Below are 17,184 nucleotides of genomic sequence, written 5' to 3' on the forward strand. Positions count from 1 at the left end.
CCTCAGCGGCTCACCCCCACCGTGAACACTCACTCGCTTCCCGAAAGCCGCTGGAGGAACCATGGGGCACACCGAGGCCGATCTGGCACAGGTGCTGCACACCGGCCCCTTCCATCTGGCGCTGCGCGCCGCGCTCGCGGTGCGCGGACTGCCGCTCCAGCGCGTCCAGCACCATCTCGCGCACCGCGGCATCAAGGTCGGTGTGACCAGTCTGAGTTACTGGCAGCAGGGGGCGCGGCGTCCGCAGCGGCCCGAGTCACTGCGCGCCGTACGCGCCCTGGAGGACGTACTCGAACTGCCCGGGAACTCGCTGATCCGGCTGCTCGATGCCGGCGAGGGCGGAGCGCGCGCGGACGTAGAGCGCCCCGCCGCGCGCTCCTACCGCTCACTGGTGGAGGCTTCCGGCGCCGTCGAGCAGCTGCTCGCGGATCTGGAGTCACCCGCCGACGGCGGGCTGCACACGGTGGGCCACCACGAGCGGGTGCGGATCGGGTCGGGGCGCGAGCTGCTGGGGCGCGACTCGGCGCATGTCGTACGCGCCCACCGCGACGGGATCGACCGCTATCTGGCCATCCACTACGGCGACCCCGGCTGCGATCCGGCGCGGGTGGAGGTCAGCGCACTGGAGAACTGCCGCACGGGGCGGGTGCGGTGGCACCGCGAGACCGGGGTGCTCGTCGCGGAGCTGCTCTTCGACGCCCGGCTGCGCGCGGGTGAGACGTACCTCTTCGGCTATGGCTTCGAGGACGGGACCGGCGGGCCGAGCGGCGAGTATGTGCGCGGCTTCAGCTTCGCGGGCGGGCAGTACATGCTGCAGGTGCAGTTCGACGAGGGCGCGCTGCCGGTGCGGTGCCGGAGATTCGCGCAGGCCACGACGGGTGCGCTGCGCGGGGCACGGACGGATCTCACACTGAGCGGACGCCATCGCACGGTGCATCTGGTGGAGCAGGGCGTACGGCCCGGAACCCTGGGGATCGACTGGGACTGGGAGTGAGTCCGCTCATGCGCCAGGACCGGCGACGAGCTTGCCGCCCTCGGCCCTGATCGGGACCTCGGGAAGCGGCACGGTCGCCGGGCCCTGGAGAGCCTTGCCGGTCGTCACATCGAAACGGCTGCCGTGGCAGGGACAGTTGCCCTCCGTGCCCTCCACCTTGTCCAGGACGCAGCCCGCGTGCGTGCACTGCGCGCTGAAGGCCTTGTACTGGCCCTTTGCCGGGCAGCTGACGACGAGCCGCTGCTCGCGGTAGAGCTTGGCACCGCCGACCGGGACGGCATCGGCCGCGCCGAGCTCGACGGGCGCGGTCGGCGTGGGGTTCTCGGCGTGCCCGAGCTTCGACTCGGTGGAGCAGGCCGCGACCCCCAGCCCGGCCGCGCCGGCGAGGGCGGCGCCTTTCAGCACGGTACGGCGGGCGGCGGACTGGCCGGACATGGAAACTCCACAGGCATCGGTCGATCGGGGCGTCGGTGACAGACCCGACGATACCGACGGAGATCGGCGGCCCTGCTGGTGGGCTCCCTGTCACCCCGGGAGGCGATGGGTTACGTTCGGCCCGTGATCGTCGTCGCCGGAGAGTCCTTGATCGATCTGGTCCCGCAGGGGGACGGTGTACCCCTGCCCGCGCTGCTGCCCCGGCTCGGCGGCGGGCCGTACAACACGGCTGTCGCGCTCGGGCGGCTCGGCGCACCGGTCGGCTTCTGCTCGCGTGTCTCGACGGACGGCTTCGGCGAAGCGCTGCTGGACGGGCTGCGTGCGGCGGGGGTCAGCACCTCCCTCGTACAGCGTGGCCCCGAGCCGACGACGCTGGCCGTCGCGACGATAGGCGCGGACGGCTCGGCCCACTACGGCTTCTATACGCAGGGCAGCGCCGACCGGCTCTTCGAGCTGCCGCCGCACCTGCCCGATTCGGTACGGGCCGTGGCGTTCGGGGCCTGCTCGCTGGTGCTTGAGCCGGGCGCGAGTGCGTACGAGGCGCTGTTGCGGCGGGAGGCGGGGCGCGGGGTCTTCACCCTGCTCGACCCGAACATCAGGGCCGGTCTGATTCCGGATGCGGATGCGTACCGGGCGCGGTTCGCCGGGTGGCTGCCGTCCGTATCGCTGCTGAAGCTGTCGGAGGACGACGCCGAGTGGCTCGGCGGGGTGCCGCAGGGGCCCGGGGCAGTGGTGCTGACGGCGGGCTCGGAGGGTCTGACGGTCCGGACCAGGTCCGGCCTGGAGGTCTCGGTCCCGGCCGTGCCGGTGGCGGTCGCGGACACCATCGGCGCGGGCGACACGGTGAACGCCGCGCTGCTGCACGGCCTCGCGGCCCGGGACGCGCTCACGGCGGACGCGATGGCGGCACTGGACGCGGACGGCTGGCGCGAGGTCCTGCACTTCGCGGCCAGGGCGTCAGCGGTGACCTGCTCCCGAACGGGCGCGGAGCCGCCGTACGCGTCGGAGCTGTTCTAGCCCCCACCCCGCCCCTTCCCGTAACTGGGGGCAAGCCCCCAGCCCCCCGACGGGGCTTCGCCCCAGCCCCCCGCGCCTCAAACGCCGGCGGGGCTGAAATGTGCGGCAGGGCCGCACATCCAGCCCGTCCGGCGATTGAGGACATGCGGCCGAAGGCCGCATACGGGGCCCGGGGCGAAGCCCCCCACGCGGCGGAGCCGCAAAATGTCACAGCGGGAAGGGGCGGGGTGGGGAACAGGCCCGCCGCAGGCGACCGCCCCGCCACCACGTCAAGCCTTGCGCGCCCTCGCCGTCCGCGCCGTCGCCGTCTTCTTCACCGGCGCCGACTTCGCCGCCACCGCGTTCTTCTTCACCGCGACCGCGTTCTTCCCCGCGGCAGCCTTCTTCGCCGCCGTCTTCGGCGCCCTGCGCGCCGCCGGCACGACCGCGTCGCTGATCCGCTCCACGTCCAGGATGTCCCGCAGGAACTTGCCGGTGTGGCTGGTCGGCACTCCCGCGACCTGCTCCGGGCTGCCCTCGGCGATGACCAGGCCACCGCCGCTGCCGCCCTCGGGGCCCATGTCGACAACCCAGTCCGCGGTCTTGATGACGTCCAGGTTGTGCTCGATGACGATGACCGTGTTGCCCTTGTCGACCAGGTTGGACAGCACCTTGATCAGCTTGCTGATGTCCTCGAAGTGCAGACCGGTCGTCGGCTCGTCCAGGACGTACACCGTGCGCCCGGTGGAGCGCTTCTGCAGCTCGCTCGCCAGCTTGACGCGCTGTGCCTCACCGCCGGAGAGCGTCGGCGCCGACTGGCCGAGGCGGACATAGCCGAGGCCCACCTCGTTGAGCGTCCTCAGATGGCGCGAGATTGTGGGGACGGCCTCGAAGAAGTCGAGCGCCTCCTCGATCGGCATGTCCAGCACCTCGGCGATGGACTTGCCCTTGTAGTGGACCTCCAGGGTCTCCCGGTTGTAGCGCGCTCCGTGGCAGACCTCGCACGGGACGTACACGTCGGGAAGGAAGTTCATCTCGATCTTGATGGTGCCGTCGCCCGAGCAGTTCTCACAGCGGCCGCCCTTGACGTTGAAGGAGAAGCGGCCGGGGAGGTAGCCCCGGACCTTGGCCTCCATCGTCTCCGCGAAGAGCTTGCGGACATGGTCGAAGACGCCGGTGTATGTCGCCGGGTTGGAGCGCGGCGTACGGCCGATGGGCGACTGGTCGACATGCACCACCTTGTCGACGAGGTCGTCGCCGTCGACCCGGGTGTGGCGGCCCGGCACCGACTTCGCGCCGTTCAGCTCGCGGGCGAGGTGGGTGTAGAGGATGTCGTTGACCAGCGTCGACTTGCCGGAGCCGGAGACTCCGGTGACCGCAGTGAACACGCCGAGCGGGAAGGAGACGTCGATGTCGCGCAGGTTGTTCTCCCGGGCGCCGTGGACGGTGAGCAGCCGTCCCGGATCCATCGGCCTGCGGATGTCGGGCGTCGGGATGGACCGCTTCTTGGCGAGGTACTGACCGGTGATCGAGGCCTTGTTGGCCAGCAGGTCCTTCAGCGAGCCGGAGTGCACGACCTTGCCGCCGTGCTCACCGGCGCCGGGGCCGATGTCGACGATCCAGTCGGCCACCTTGATGGTGTCCTCGTCGTGCTCGACGACGATGAGGGTGTTGCCCATGTCGCGGAGCCGTACGAGGGTCTCGATGAGCCGGTGGTTGTCGCGCTGGTGCAGTCCGATCGACGGCTCGTCCAGGACGTACAGCACGCCGACCAGGCCGGAGCCGATCTGGGTGGCGAGCCGGATGCGCTGGGCCTCGCCGCCGGAGAGCGTGCCGGCCGCACGGTTCAGCGAGAGGTAGTCGAGGCCGACGTCGACCAGGAACCTCAGCCGTTCGTTGACCTCCTTGAGGACCCGTTCGGCGATCTTCTTGTCCCGGGCGTTCAGCGTCAGCCGGCCGAGGAAGTCGGCGCATTCGCTGATGGACATGGCGGAGACCTCGGCGATGGACTTCTCCATCACGGTGACCGCGAGGACGATCGGCTTGAGCCGGGTGCCCTCACAGGTCGGGCAGGGCACTTCGCGCATATAGCCCTCGAAGCGCTCCCTGCTGGAGTCGCTCTCGGCCTCGGTGTGCCGCCGCTTGACGAACTGCACGGCACCCTCGAACGCGGGCGTGGTGTACGCCCGCTCCCGGCCGTAACGGTTGCGGTAGCGGACCTCGACCTGGGTCTTGTGGCCGAACAGCAGGGCCTTCTTGGCGCGCTGCGGCAGCCCGGCCCAGGGCATGTCGGTGGAGAAGCCGAGCGCCTGGGCGAGCCCGCCGATCAGCCGCCCGAAGTACTCCTTGGTGTGCCCGTGCGACCAGGGGTGGATCGCGCCCTCGTCGAGGGACTTCTCCTCGTCCGGGACGATCAGCTCGGGGTCCACCTCCATGCGCGTGCCGATACCGGTGCAGTCGGGGCAGGCGCCGAAGGGCGAGTTGAACGAGAAGGAGCGCGGCTCCAGCTCCTCGAAGGACAGGTCGTCGTACGGGCAGTACAGATGCTCGGAGTACATCCGCTCGCGCTCGGGGTCGTCCTCCGGGAGGTCGACGAAGTCGAGCACGATCATGCCGCCGGAGAGCCCGAGCGCGGTCTCGACCGAGTCGGTGAGCCGGCGCTTGGCGCCGTCCTTGACGGTGAGGCGGTCGACGACCACCTCGATGGTGTGCTTCTCCTGCTTCTTCAGGGTCGGCGGCTCGGCGAGCTGGATCGTCTGTCCGTCGACCCGCGCCCGGCTGTACCCCTTGGTCTGGAGGTCGGCGAACAGGTCGACGAACTCCCCCTTGCGCTCGCGCACGAGGGGAGAGAGGACCTGGAAGCGGCTGCCCTCGGGCAGCTCAAGCACCCTGTCGACGATGGCCTGCGGCGACTGGCGCGAGATGGGACGGCCGCACTCGGGGCAGTGGGGCTTGCCGATACGGGCGAAGAGGAGGCGGAGGTAGTCGTAGACCTCGGTGATGGTGCCGACCGTCGAGCGCGGGTTGCGCGAGGTCGACTTCTGGTCGATCGAGACGGCCGGGGAGAGGCCCTCGATGAAGTCGACGTCCGGCTTGTCCATCTGACCGAGGAACTGCCGGGCGTACGAGGAGAGCGATTCGACGTAGCGGCGCTGCCCCTCGGCGAAGATCGTGTCGAACGCGAGAGACGACTTGCCCGACCCCGAGAGCCCGGTGAAAACGATGAGTGAGTCACGCGGGAGGTCGAGCGAGACGTTCTTGAGATTGTGCTCGCGAGCGCCACGGACGATGAGACGGTCGGCCACGCCGGTCCGCACCTTTCTTGAGAGAAGCGGGGGCACAGCCCCCGTCGCCAGACTATGGGGGCCGCCGGAACGTTTGGATTCCAAGCTGTGAAATGACTGCACCAACCAGGATGCCTCCACCGAGCCTATAGCACGCGCATTCGATTTACGGCCACGCTCCGACACCTTCACCCGATCGAGTGGCCGAGCTATCGTCGGCCCCATGATCGATCCCTTGCGCGACCTGGCATCTGTACGCGAAGCCACCGATCGGCTCCTCACCGCAGCCGCCGGTCTCGACGACGCAGCCGTAGCCGGACCGTCCCGGCTCCCGGGCTGGAGCCGCGGCCATGTGCTGGCCCACCTGTCCCGTAACGCCGAAGCGCTCGTAAATGTTCTCGAAGGCCGCCCGATGTATGTCAGCGGCGAGGCACGTGAGGCGGACATCGAGCGCGACGCGCCCCGCCCGCCCGCCGCACAGCTCGCGGACGTACGCGACACCGCCGCCGCATTCCAGGCCGCCGGTGCGGTCCCCGCCGACTGGAGCCGGACCGTCGAGCTGCGCAACGGCATCACCGACGCCGCGGCCCGCGTCCCCTTCCGCCGTCTCGTCGAGGTCGAGCTGCACCATGTCGATCTGGGCATCGGCTACGAGATGGAGGATCTGCCCGAGGACTTCACCGACCGGGAGATCTCTTTCCTCAGCGAGCGCTTCTCCGGCCGCCCGGACGTCCCGCCGACCCGGATCGTCGCGAGCGACAGGGAACCGGGCGCCAAGGACGCGGGCGAGTGGCACACGGGCGGAACGGAAGGTGCTCCCGTCACGGTCACCGGCCCCGCCGCCGCCCTGCTCGGCTGGCTCGCCGGACGGCGCGACGGGACGGGCCTGGACACAGCCGGAGCCCTGCTGCCGAAGCTGCCCCCGCTATAGGCTGATTCCATGACGTACAGCGGAGTGGTGAAGGTCGGCGGCCGGGCTGACGTGCACGAGTTGGCGGACCTGATGATCTCCAAGGTCGCGGTCGGCCCGATGGACAACAACAGCTATCTGCTGCGCTGCCGGACCACCGGCGAGCAGCTGCTGATCGACGCGGCCAACGAGCCCGAGACCCTGCTCCATCTGATCGGCGACGACTCCATCGCGTCCGTCGTCACCACCCACCGCCACGCCGATCACTGGCAGGCGCTGGCCCAGGTCGTCGAGGCGACCGGCGCCCGCACCTATGCCGGACGGTACGACGCGGAAGGCATCCCCGTCCCGACCGACGTACCGGTCGAGGACGGGGACACGATCAGGGTCGGCCGCGTCGAGCTGACGGCCCGCCGTCTCGTCGGCCACACCCCGGGCTCCATCGCCCTGATCTACGACGACCCGCACGGTCCCCCGCACCTGTTCACCGGCGACTGTCTCTTCCCCGGTGGCGTCGGCAACACCCACCAGGACCCCGAGGCCTTCGCCAGCCTGATCAACGACGTCCAGACCAAGCTCTTCGACCGGCTGCCGGACGAGACCTGGGTCTACCCGGGCCACGGCAAGGACACGGCACTGGGCGACGAGCGGCCGCAGCTGCCTCAGTGGCGCGAGCGCGGCTGGTAGCTGGACAACCCCTACCGCGTCCCGAAGCTGTCCGCGACCGTCGGCGGCAGAGGACCGAGGCGCAGCAGCCCGGTGACCAGACGCGCGGCGAGCGTGTGCCAGGTGCGGGCTCCGCGGAGCATGGCGTGGTCGCCGCCGGGCATCCGCAGTGCGCAGGACTCGGCTCCGGCGGCGCGCGCCCTGTCCGCGAGTTGCCAGGAGTCGCGCGGGTTCGTCACGCGATCGCGGTCACCGTGCACCAGGACGACGCGTTTCCCGGCCAGGTGCTCCACCGGTTCTCCCTCGGGGCACCACGGAGCGAGCCCGACCACGGCCTCCACCAGGGGGTGGCCGGCGGCATGCAGGGCTGCCCGCCCTCCCATCGAGTGGCCGACGAGGACGACGGGCACGGGGCCGGTCAGGAAAGCCAGTTCGTCCAGGGCGCGCAGTGCGTCCTGCCCGGCGTCGGCGCGCGTTCCGTTCCAGCCGCGGTGGCGGTATCGGACCTGTCCGAGCACCACGTCGTGGCCGTCAGTGGCACGCGCGATGGCCCGGGCGAAGGGGCGCATCCGAGCCCCGGGCGGATTCCATACCGGGGGCGGCTCCAGGCCGTCGGCCCGGCCGCCGTGCAGCAGCAGTACGGCGGCCCGCGGCGGCTCCGCGGCCCGGTCGAGCCGCAGCGCGGGCACGGGCGACCGCTCGGGCCGTGTACTTCTGGGTCTCACATGATCCTCGTCGGTCGCGGTCCGTAAACCGATGTCCTGGGGCGTCTCCGCCCGACTACCCTCCCGATCATGACGGAGCCCATCTGTCCCCCGAAACCCCGTCCCGGCGACCGTATCGCCGTGATCTCGCCGTCCAGCGGTCTGCCCGGGCTGCTGCCCCTTCCGTACGAGCTCGGACTCCAGCGGCTGGAGAAGGACTTCGGGCTCATGCCGGTGGAGTTCCCGGCGACCCGGAAGATGGGGTCGACACCGCAGGAACGGGCCGACGACATCCATGCCGCCTTCAAGGACCCCTCCATCCGTGCGGTGATGGCGTCCATCGGCGGAGACGACCAGATCACCGTGCTGCCGCTGCTGGACCGGGAGTTGATCCGCGACAACCCCAAGCCCTTCTTCGGCTTCAGCGACAACACCAATCTGCTGGCCTGGCTGTGGAACACCGGGATCGTCGGCTACCACGGCGCAAGCGTGATGACGGAGCTGGGGCGGCCCGGAGCGATGGCTTCGCTGACGGCCGAGTCACTGCGGGCCGCGCTGTTCACTTCGGGGCCCTACGAGCTGCGCCCCGCCGAGCGGTTCGGCGATGTGGATCGCGACTGGGCCGATCCGGCGACCTTCACCGCGGAGCCGGAGACCCGGCCCGGGAGCGGCTGGAGCTGGTACGGGCCGCAGCAGGTGGTGGAAGGCCGGAGCTGGGGCGGCAATCTGGAGATCCTGTCCTGGCTGCTGATGGCGGACCGGGAAATCCTGGCCGACCCCTCTGGCTACGAGGGCTGCGTGCTGTTCCTGGAGACCTCGGAGGAACTGCCGCGCGCCGATGAGGTGTTCTGGATTCTGCGGAACATGGGCGAGCGCAGCCTGCTGCGGCAGTTCCCCGCGCTGCTGATGGGCCGTCCCAAGACCTGGTCGTTCGCGCAGCCGAACGACCCCGCCGCGGCGGCGCGTTACGCCTCCGAGCAGCGCGAGGCGGTACTGCGGGCGCTGGCCGCGTACGCCCCGCGCACGATGGCCGTCTTCGACGTGGACCTCGGGCACACGGACCCGCAACTCGTCATCCCCTACGGCGGGCCGGTCCGCGTGGACGGTCCTGCCCGCCGGATTACCGTCACGTACTGAGGACCGGCGAACCCGGCGGGTGCGGAACGGCGTTGACCGTCCGCACCCGCCGGGCGAGAGCCACCGGGCGAGAGGCGTCAGGCCTCGACGCTGTCCTTCTGCTCCGCTTCGGTCTCCTGGGCGGACTCCGCCGCGTCCCGTGCCGCCTGCCTCTTGGAGGCGATCAGGCTCGTGATCGTGGTGACGATCAGCACGCCGCAGATGACCGCCAGCGAGAACGGAATCGAGATCTCGGGGACATGCACCCCGCCCTCGTGCAGGGCATGGAGCACCAGCTTGACCCCGATGAAGCCGAGGATCACCGACAGGCCGTAGCTGAGGTGGACCAGCTTCCGGAGCAGTCCGCCGATGAGGAAGTACAGCTGGCGCAGACCCATCAGCGCGAAGGCGTTCGCCGTGAAGACGATGTACGGGTCCTGCGTCAGGCCGAAGATCGCGGGTATGGAGTCCAGCGCGAACAGCACATCGGTGGTGCCGATGGCGAGCATGACCACCATCAGCGGGGTCAGCACCCGCTTGCCGTTGTTGCGGATGAAGAGCTTGGTGCCGTGGTACTTGTCGGCCACACCGAAGCGGTTCTCGATGGACTTCAGGAGGCGGTTCTCCTCGAACTCCTCCTCGTCGTCGTCCGAGCGCGCCTCCTGGATGAGCTTCCAGGCCGTATAGATCAGGAACGCGCCGAAGATGTAGAAGACCCACGCGAAGCTGGCGATGATCGCGGCGCCCGCGGCGATGAAGACGGCGCGCAGGACGAGGGCGATCAGGACACCGACGAGCAGTACCCGCTGCTGGAGGTGGGAGGGCACCGAGAACTTCGCCATGATCAGGACGAAGACGAAGAGGTTGTCGACGCTGAGCGATTTCTCGGTGATGAAGCCCGCGAAGAACTCGCCGGACGCCTGGCTCTCGCCGAACACCAGCAGGCCGAGGCCGAAGAGGGCGGCCAGGACGATCCAGACGACAGTCCAGATCCCGGCTTCCTTGATCGACACGTCGTGCGGCTTGCGCCCGATGAAGAAGTCGATTGCGATCAGGGCGCTCAGACCAAGAATGGTCAGCACCCACAGGTTCATTGAAACGTCCACTGCGCCTCCGGCGTCGTACGGCTACTGATCAGCGTCGTCGCTGCCGGAGGTCTCCTCCGCCCGGGCGGTCTCTCCCGCCGCGGGCCGGCGCCCCGGGACCGATACCGGTCCGTACTGACGGGAACGCCGCATCCGGGAGTACTCCCCTCCGCCCAAAGGAGAGTACAGGAATACCCAAGGGAAGGTAAAGGGCTCGGTAAGCGGGCTTCAAGTGCGCAGGTCAGCGGCCCCAGTCGCGGCGGGCGGCGGACACCTTGCCCAGCACCTGACGCAACACGTCGCTGCCCGGCGGGACCGTCAGCGGTTCATAGGTCCAGGCGTGCCGGACCCACGGATCGGCCAGGTGGTCGTCCGGGACCGGGGTGATGCGCAGCAGGGAGCGCCAGAGCGGGTCGAGGACCGGGCCGTACGCGCTCGCGTCCTCGCGGTCCGCGACCATCAGCAGATGGACGCCGACGGCCGGGCCCTCGTCGGCGAGATAGCGGAGCTGGGTGACCGCGCGGTCGTCGAAGCCGTGCGGGAAGTCGTTGACGATCAGCAGCTGCTCCGCCGTGTCCAGGTCGGGCGGGAGCGCGTCGGCCGCGCCGCCGCGGACCGCCATGGTCACCAGGTCCACCCGCTGGGTGAGCGTGGCCAGCGTGGCGCTCACGCCCTGGGCGCCGGCCGCGGGCGGCCCGGCGAGGACCCCGGTGTCGACCAGCGGGGCGAGCGAGGCGGTCGCCGCGCCCGCCGGGTCGATGACATGGACCGTGAAGTCGCCGGGCGGATAGACCGCGAGCAGCCGGGCCGCGTGCGCGACCGCGCTGTCCATGGCGAGCCTGCGCAGTTGCGCCTCGTCCAGCGTCATCGCGGCCTCGGAACCGGTGCGTCCGCTGTCCACCCACAGCCCGCGCTCCAGCGGCAGCCGCACCAGAAGGGGAATGCACAACTCCGGGCTCTCGGGCAGCCGGAGATCGCCGAGGCGCAGCGCCATCGGAACCTCCATCGGGACGCGGTACGCGTGCCATGCGGGGTTGTCCCAGCGGGCGAAGGCGGGCGGCAGCGCGGGCTCGACGACATCGGACTCGGCGCTGAGCTGGGCCAGGTCGCGGTCGAGGGCCTGGCGGGCCTGGTCGGTCAGCTGCTCGCACTTGGCGCGGGCCGCCTCACGGGCCGCGTCCCCGGTGCCGCCGATACGGCTGCGCGGGTCGGACAGCACCTGGTCGAGCTCCTGGTCCATCCGGCTCTCGGCGAAGTCGACGGCGCTGCGATACGCGGCGACGCTGCGGGCCATGTCCTCGAACATGCCCCAGATCTGGTTGTAGAGCCGCTCCTCCATGGACCAGCCGGTGGCATCGCCCGCGACGGGCGCGGCGGGCTGCCCGGGCCGGGCGGGAGCGGCAGCCGGGGGCGGCGGCGGGGGCGCGACCGACTGGCGGCGCGGGTGCGCGTAGTTGATGGGCCCGTCCGGTGTCTGCGGGGCATCGGGCGTGGGCGTCTGCTGGGGGCCCGTGGAGGACGGCTGCCGGCCGGGGGCCGTGAGGCCGTCGGGGAGCGTAGCGTCGGGACCGGGGGCGGGCGTCTGGTCGGGCCGCGGCAGGTCGGGCCTGAGATACGCGCCGTCGGCGGCGCTCGTCCGCAACTGCGCCGGTTCTGCCCGGGGCGCGCGCTGTGCGCCCGCCGCCCCCTGGATGTCCGCGGCCGTCTCATGGGCTTTGGCCAGCCCCTGGTCGGCCAGCAACTGGGCGAGCCCGCCGGCGTATCCCTGGCCCACCGCGCGGACCTTCCAGGCGCCCTGGCGCCGGTACAACTCGACGGCGACGAGCGCGGTCTCGATGTCCAGACCGGTGATGGTGAAGCTGGCCACCTCGGCTTCGCCCCGGCCGGTGACGGCGAGGAAGGGGGCCGCGGTGGCGCCGAAGTGGGCCGGGCCGCCTGCCCCTTCGGGGAGCGCGAGCAGCACATTGACCTGGTGCACCGCCTCGGGCACCGCGTCCAGGTCGACCGTGAACCGGGGTGCCTCGGTGGCACTTCGGGGCACCTCGACCCCGGGCACGGTGGGTGCGCCAGGGTGCGCTATCCATTCGTCGCGTACGGTCCCCTGCGCGTCCGAGCAGGTGGCGCAGGCGACGACTGGGTGGCCGGCCGACACCCGGATCTCCAGGCGGGTGTCGGGCAAGGGGTGGTTCTGCCCCCGGACCAGCTCGGCCGTCATCGCTCTGTCCCCTCAGTGCTGTGCGGTGGTGGTGATAAGTGTGCAGCTCCCGGCGGCCTGTTGCCTCCGGGAGCTGCGAGTCTTCCGTACGCGCCTTCCGTACGTCTTCCGTACGAGCCGTGCCTACAGGTGCGGCAGGATCGACGGCATCAGGTCCTGGAAGGTACGGCCGTTGGCCGGGTTGCCGAGAGCCGTCATCTGCCAGCCGCTGCCGGCCCGGTGCACCTTCGCCATGATCTGCGCGGTGTACTGGCCGCCGCCGTCGAGCGTGTAGCGGGCGAGCTCCTGGCCGTTGGTCTCGTCGACGATGCGGCAGAAGGCGTTCTGCACCTCCTGGAACGTCTGGCCGGTGAAGGAGTTCACCGTGAAGACGATCTGGTCGATGTGGACCGGCACCCGCTGGAGGTCGACGAGGATCGCCTCGTCGTCGCCGCCCGAGCCCGCGCCGCCGACCAGGTTGTCGCCGGTGTGCTTGACCGAACCGTCGTCGCTGACGAGGTGGCGGAAGAAGACCACGTCCACCGGCTGCTTGTCGGCGAACAGCACCGCCGACGCGTCCAGGTCGATCTCGCGCGTGCGCGAGCCGAACAGACCGCGGCGCGGTGCCGCCTGCCAGCCGAGCCCCATCCGCACCGCGGTGAGGGTGCCCCCGTCGCTCTTCTGCAGGCTGATGGCCTGACCCTTGGTCATGTTGACCGTCACGCGCTGTCCCCTTCTTCCGAATAGCTGCCGCCCATATGTGCGGTTGTTGAGCACCCTACGCAAGGGCGCCATGGGCGCATCACAATTGGCTCGTTTTTGTGTCGCTCTTGAAACACACATCGGGTGCGGAGGTCAGACAAGGCCCGCCTCCTTCATCTGGCGCAGCTCCTTCTTCAGCTCGCCCACCTCGTCGCGCAGCCGCGCGGCGATCTCGAACTGCAGGTCGGCGGCCGCCGCCCGCATCCGGTCGGTCATCTCCTCGATGATCCCGGCCAGTTCGGCAGCGGGGCGGTCGGTGAGCACCTCGCCCTTCCTGCCCGCGCTCTTGCCGAGCGCCGGGACGGGGGCCTTGGCGCCCTTGCCGGGCTTCTCGGCCTTCGCCTGCCGGTAGCCGGTGCCGAGCAGCTCCTCGGTGTCGATCTCCTCGCGCGCGATGGTCGCAACGATGTCGTTGATCTTCTTACGGAGCGGCTGCGGGTCGATGCCGCGCTCGGTGTTGTACGCGACCTGCTTCTCCCGGCGGCGGTTGGTCTCGTCGATCGCCTGCGCCATCGCCGGGGTGACGGTGTCGGCGTACATATGGACCTGGCCGGAGACATTGCGCGCCGCGCGGCCGATGGTCTGGATCAGCGAGGTTCCTGAGCGCAGGAAACCCTGCTTGTCGGCGTCGAGGATCGCCACCAGGGAGACCTCGGGGAGGTCGAGGCCCTCACGCAGCAGGTTGATGCCGACCAGGACGTCGTACTCACCGGAGCGCAGTTCGCGCAGCAGCTCGACGCGGCGCAGGGTGTCGACGTCGCTGTGCAGATATCTGACCTGGATGCCCAGTTCGAGGAAGTAGTCGGTGAGGTCCTCGGACATCTTCTTGGTGAGGGTGGTCACCAGGACGCGCTCGTCCTTCTCGGTGCGCTCGCGGATCTCGTGCACCAGGTCGTCGATCTGGCCCTCGGTGGGCTTGACGACCACCTGCGGGTCGATCAGGCCCGTGGGGCGGATGATCTGCTCCACGAAGCCGTCGCCGCGCGAGAGTTCGTACTTGCCGGGGGTGGCCGAGAGATAGACGGTCTGGCCGATCCGCTGCTGGAACTCCTCCCACTTCAGCGGGCGGTTGTCGAGCGCGGAGGGCAGCCGGAAGCCGTGGTCGACGAGTGTGCGCTTGCGGGAGGCGTCGCCCTCGTACATCGCGCCGATCTGGGGCACGGTCACATGCGACTCGTCGATGACCAGCAGGAAGTCCTCGGGGAAGTAGTCGATGAGGGTGTTGGGCGCGGTGCCGGGCTCGCGGTCGTCGAAGTGCATCGAGTAGTTCTCGACTCCGGAGCAGGAGCCGATCTGGCGCAGCATCTCGATGTCGTACGTGGTGCGCATCCGCAGCCGCTGGGACTCCAGCAGCTTGCCCTGCTTGTCCAGCTCGGCGAGGCGCTCCTCGAGCTCCTTCTCGATGCCGTTGACGGCTTTCTCCATGCGCTCCGGGCCCGCCACATAGTGGCTGGCCGGGAAGACGTACAGCGACTGGTCCTCGCTGATGATCTCGCCGGTGAGCGGGTGGAGGGTGGACAGCGCCTCGATCTCGTCGCCGAACATCTCGATGCGGACGGCGAGCTCCTCGTAGACCGGGAAGATCTCGATGGTGTCGCCGCGGACCCGGAAGGTGCCGCGCGCGAACGCCACGTCGTTGCGCGTGTACTGGATGTCGACGAAGCGGCGCAGCAGCTGGTCGCGGTCGATCTCGTCGCCGACCTTGAGGGACACCATCCGGTCGACGTACTCCTGCGGGGTGCCGAGGCCGTAGATGCAGGAGACGGAGGCGACCACGATCACGTCGCGCCGGGTGAGCAGGGAGTTCGTCGCGGAGTGGCGCAGCCGCTCGACCTCCTCGTTGATCGAGGAGTCCTTCTCGATGTAGGTGTCCGACTGCGGGACGTACGCCTCGGGCTGGTAGTAGTCGTAGTACGAGACGAAATACTCCACCGCGTTGTTCGGGAGGAGCTCGCGGAACTCGTTCGCCAGCTGCGCGGCCAGCGTCTTGTTCGGCGCCATCACCAGGGTGGGGCGCTGAAGCCTCTCGATCATCCAGGCGGTGGTCGCCGACTTTCCGGTGCCGGTCGCGCCGAGCAGGACGACATCCTTCTCACCTGCGCGGATACGCCGCTCCAGGTCGTCGATGGCCGTCGGCTGGTCACCGCTGGGCTGGTAGGGACTGACGACCTCGAAGGGCGCCACCGTGCGTTCGATCTGGGAAACGGGCCGCATGGAACCACCGTACGACCCACCACTGACAGCCGGGAGTGGATCAGGCGCTCAGGCGCTCAGCGGGTCAGCGGGGCCATCGGTCGCGTGAGCCCTGGCGGGAGCGCGAGGGCTCCCGGCGCGGGGAACGGTCGGCGGCCCAGCCCGCGGGCTGCCCGTTCGCCGTCCTGGTGCGCTGGGCGGGCACTCCCGGGCGCATGGCGGCCGCGTCGAGGGGCCGCCAGTCCGGCTCGCCCATCACCAGCAGCGGGTCGAACATCACCACCACTCCGGCGAGGAGCAGGAAGACGACCGGGCCGACGAGCAGGGGCGCGAGCAGCGTGGCGGGCTCGTCGCCGCCGCCCGCGGAGCCGGCCGCAGTGTGCAGGTGGACGCTGACCGCCGCCATCCCCGTGTAGTGCATGCCGCTCACGGCGATGCCCATCACGAGGCTGGCGCCGAGGCTCGCCGGGAAGCCATGGACCGACACGGCCGCCCAGAGGGCGGAGGTGGCGGCGACGACGGCGATCACCACGGAGAGGGCGACGGTCAGGGTGTCGTACTCGAGCTGCCCGTCCAGGCGCATACCCGCCATGCCGAGGTAGTGCATGGTGGCAACCCCGAGGCCGGTGATCGTGCCGCCGGTGACCAGCGCCATCGGGGTCGCGCCGCGGTAGCCGACGATGAAGATCCCGATGCCCACCATGACGATCGCGACGGCGAGGCTGGCGAATGTCGTCGTTCTGTCGTAGCTGATGGGGGCCTCGGCGACGGTGAAGCCCATCATCGCGACGAAGTGCATGGTCCAGATGCCCGAGCCGATCGCGGTGGCGCCCAGGGCGAGCCAGCCCGGCTTGAAGGAGCGCCGGTTGCGGACGGATCTGGTGGTGCAGCGCAGGCCGAGGGCCCCTCCGAGGCACGCCATGAGGTAGGCCGCCACGGGCGTGACGAGGCCGTAGCTGAATCCGTCGACAGTCCCCTGCATCCGGTTTCGCCCTTCGCTCCTTGTGATCCCCGCGATCCCTGACGGAACGTCCGGTCCGGGGGCGAGAGTAGGGCTCCCGCGCTGGTTAGCAAACATTTGAACAGAGATTTGTCGACACGAAAACAGGCACTGGTGCGTTCTGGGTGGATCCGTTCAGGTTCTGACGGTGAACGCGGGACGCGCTGGACCGAACCGGCGTTGTCAGTGGCCGGTCGTACGGTGGTCGGCATGAAGAGCTTCGAGTGGACCGTCGTGGACACGGACATCGGACCGCTGCTGCTCGCCGCGACCGACGAGGGTCTCGTGAGCGTGGTCTTCCATGCGGACCCGGAGGTACGGGACAGAGCGCTCGCGCGGGTGGCGGGGCGGCTGGCCGCCGGGCCGGTCGAGAACGCGACGGGCCTGCTGGCCGAGCCGATACGTCAGCTGGGGGCGTATTTCGCGGGCGGGCTGCGGGAGTTCGATCTGCCGCTGGACTGGTCGCTGTCCGGCGGCTTCAACCGGCAGGTGCTGCGGGAACTGGCCAAGAGCGTGCCGTACGGCGCGGTCGTCGGGTACGGCGACCTGGCGGCCCGGGTGGGCGAGCCGGGCGCGGCGCAGGCGGTGGGCGCGGCGATGGGGTCCAATCCACTGCCGGTCGTGGTGCCGTGCCACCGGGTCGTGGAGACGGACGGGGGGCTCGGCGGCTTCGGGGGCGGCCTGGAGACCAAGCGGAGGCTGCTGGCCCTGGAGGGCGTACTGCCCGAGCCGCTGTTCTGAGCCGGCGGGCACCGCGCGCCTGGTCCGCCGGCGGCAGAGTCGGACGGCGGGGAACACGGTTTCGCACGTGCATACGGGCTGGCACACTGCGCCAGTGACCACCA

General features: G+C 70.2%; 14 protein-coding genes. 6 read left to right on the forward strand and 8 right to left on the reverse strand.

All coding sequences use genetic code 11. The annotated features are described in order from the left end of the window. Nucleotides 1-61: 61 nt before the first annotated feature. Complete coding sequence (locus tag OG741_RS10130; RefSeq protein WP_405596449.1) at nt 62-994, forward strand: hypothetical protein; 933 nt, start codon at nt 62-64, stop codon at nt 992-994. A gap of 6 nt (nt 995-1,000) precedes the next feature. Here the strand turns inward: OG741_RS10130 and OG741_RS10135 are convergent, their stop codons facing one another. Beyond that, the gene (locus OG741_RS10135; RefSeq protein ID WP_405596450.1) at nt 1,001-1,429 is read right to left on the reverse strand and encodes a Rieske (2Fe-2S) protein; all 429 of its coding nucleotides are present in this window, start codon (nt 1,427-1,429) and stop codon (nt 1,001-1,003) included. A 123-nt stretch (nt 1,430-1,552) separates the two neighbouring features. Between OG741_RS10135 and OG741_RS10140 the strand changes: the two genes are divergently transcribed. After that, complete coding sequence (locus OG741_RS10140) at nt 1,553-2,446, forward strand: carbohydrate kinase (RefSeq protein ID WP_405596451.1); 894 nt, start codon at nt 1,553-1,555, stop codon at nt 2,444-2,446. A gap of 269 nt (nt 2,447-2,715) precedes the next feature. Here the strand turns inward: OG741_RS10140 and uvrA are convergent, their stop codons facing one another. Further along, nucleotides 2,716-5,730 carry an excinuclease ABC subunit UvrA gene (gene uvrA, locus OG741_RS10145; RefSeq protein ID WP_405596452.1) on the reverse strand — a complete coding sequence of 1,005 codons (3,015 nt, stop codon included), beginning with the start codon at nt 5,728-5,730 and terminating at the stop codon, nt 2,716-2,718. Nucleotides 5,731-5,932: 202 nt separating this feature from the next. Between uvrA and OG741_RS10150 the strand changes: the two genes are divergently transcribed. After that, on the forward strand, nt 5,933-6,640 hold the full coding sequence (locus tag OG741_RS10150; RefSeq protein ID WP_405596453.1) for a maleylpyruvate isomerase family mycothiol-dependent enzyme: 708 nt from the start codon (nt 5,933-5,935) through the stop codon (nt 6,638-6,640). Between the two features lie 9 nt (nt 6,641-6,649). Continuing rightward, nucleotides 6,650-7,306, forward strand: a complete 657-nt coding sequence (locus OG741_RS10155; RefSeq protein WP_405596454.1) for an MBL fold metallo-hydrolase — start codon at nt 6,650-6,652, stop codon at nt 7,304-7,306. An 11-nt stretch (nt 7,307-7,317) separates the two neighbouring features. Here the strand turns inward: OG741_RS10155 and OG741_RS10160 are convergent, their stop codons facing one another. After that, nucleotides 7,318-8,010: an alpha/beta hydrolase gene (locus tag OG741_RS10160; RefSeq protein ID WP_405596455.1), complete on the reverse strand. Its 693-nt coding sequence runs from the start codon at nt 8,008-8,010 to the stop codon at nt 7,318-7,320. Between the two features lie 69 nt (nt 8,011-8,079). On the opposite strand from OG741_RS10160, the gene OG741_RS10165 reads away from it, so the two are divergent. Continuing rightward, on the forward strand, nt 8,080-9,126 hold the full coding sequence (locus OG741_RS10165) for a S66 peptidase family protein (protein WP_405596456.1): 1,047 nt from the start codon (nt 8,080-8,082) through the stop codon (nt 9,124-9,126). 77 nt (nt 9,127-9,203) lie between these two features. On the opposite strand, the gene OG741_RS10170 is transcribed toward OG741_RS10165, so the two are convergent. The 5 genes from OG741_RS10170 to OG741_RS10190 all read right to left on the reverse strand — a co-directional run bounded on the left by OG741_RS10170 (nt 9,204) and on the right by OG741_RS10190 (nt 16,321). Then, entirely contained in the window at nt 9,204-10,211 is a 1,008-nt protein-coding gene (locus tag OG741_RS10170) for a TerC/Alx family metal homeostasis membrane protein (RefSeq protein WP_405596457.1), read from the reverse strand. 220 nt (nt 10,212-10,431) lie between these two features. After that, nucleotides 10,432-12,405, reverse strand: coding sequence for a TerD family protein (locus OG741_RS10175; protein ID WP_405596458.1), 1,974 nt, complete (start codon nt 12,403-12,405; stop codon nt 10,432-10,434). Between the two features lie 123 nt (nt 12,406-12,528). Beyond that, on the reverse strand, nt 12,529-13,107 hold the full coding sequence (locus OG741_RS10180; protein ID WP_096629140.1) for a TerD family protein: 579 nt from the start codon (nt 13,105-13,107) through the stop codon (nt 12,529-12,531). Nucleotides 13,108-13,239: 132 nt separating this feature from the next. Further along, on the reverse strand, nt 13,240-15,360 hold the full coding sequence (uvrB, locus tag OG741_RS10185) for an excinuclease ABC subunit UvrB (RefSeq protein ID WP_405596459.1): 2,121 nt from the start codon (nt 15,358-15,360) through the stop codon (nt 13,240-13,242). A 64-nt stretch (nt 15,361-15,424) separates the two neighbouring features. Then, nucleotides 15,425-16,321 carry an MHYT domain-containing protein gene (locus tag OG741_RS10190; RefSeq protein ID WP_405596460.1) on the reverse strand — a complete coding sequence of 299 codons (897 nt, stop codon included), beginning with the start codon at nt 16,319-16,321 and terminating at the stop codon, nt 15,425-15,427. A 228-nt stretch (nt 16,322-16,549) separates the two neighbouring features. On the opposite strand from OG741_RS10190, the gene OG741_RS10195 reads away from it, so the two are divergent. Next, a complete protein-coding gene (locus OG741_RS10195; RefSeq protein WP_405596461.1) occupies nt 16,550-17,080 on the forward strand; it encodes a methylated-DNA--[protein]-cysteine S-methyltransferase in 531 nt (176 codons plus the stop codon). The last annotated feature ends 104 nt before the right edge of the window (nt 17,081-17,184 follow it).

Origin of the sequence: Streptomyces sp. NBC_01410, assembly GCF_045040195.1 — a bacterium.
GTDB lineage: Bacteria > Actinomycetota > Actinomycetes > Streptomycetales > Streptomycetaceae > Streptomyces.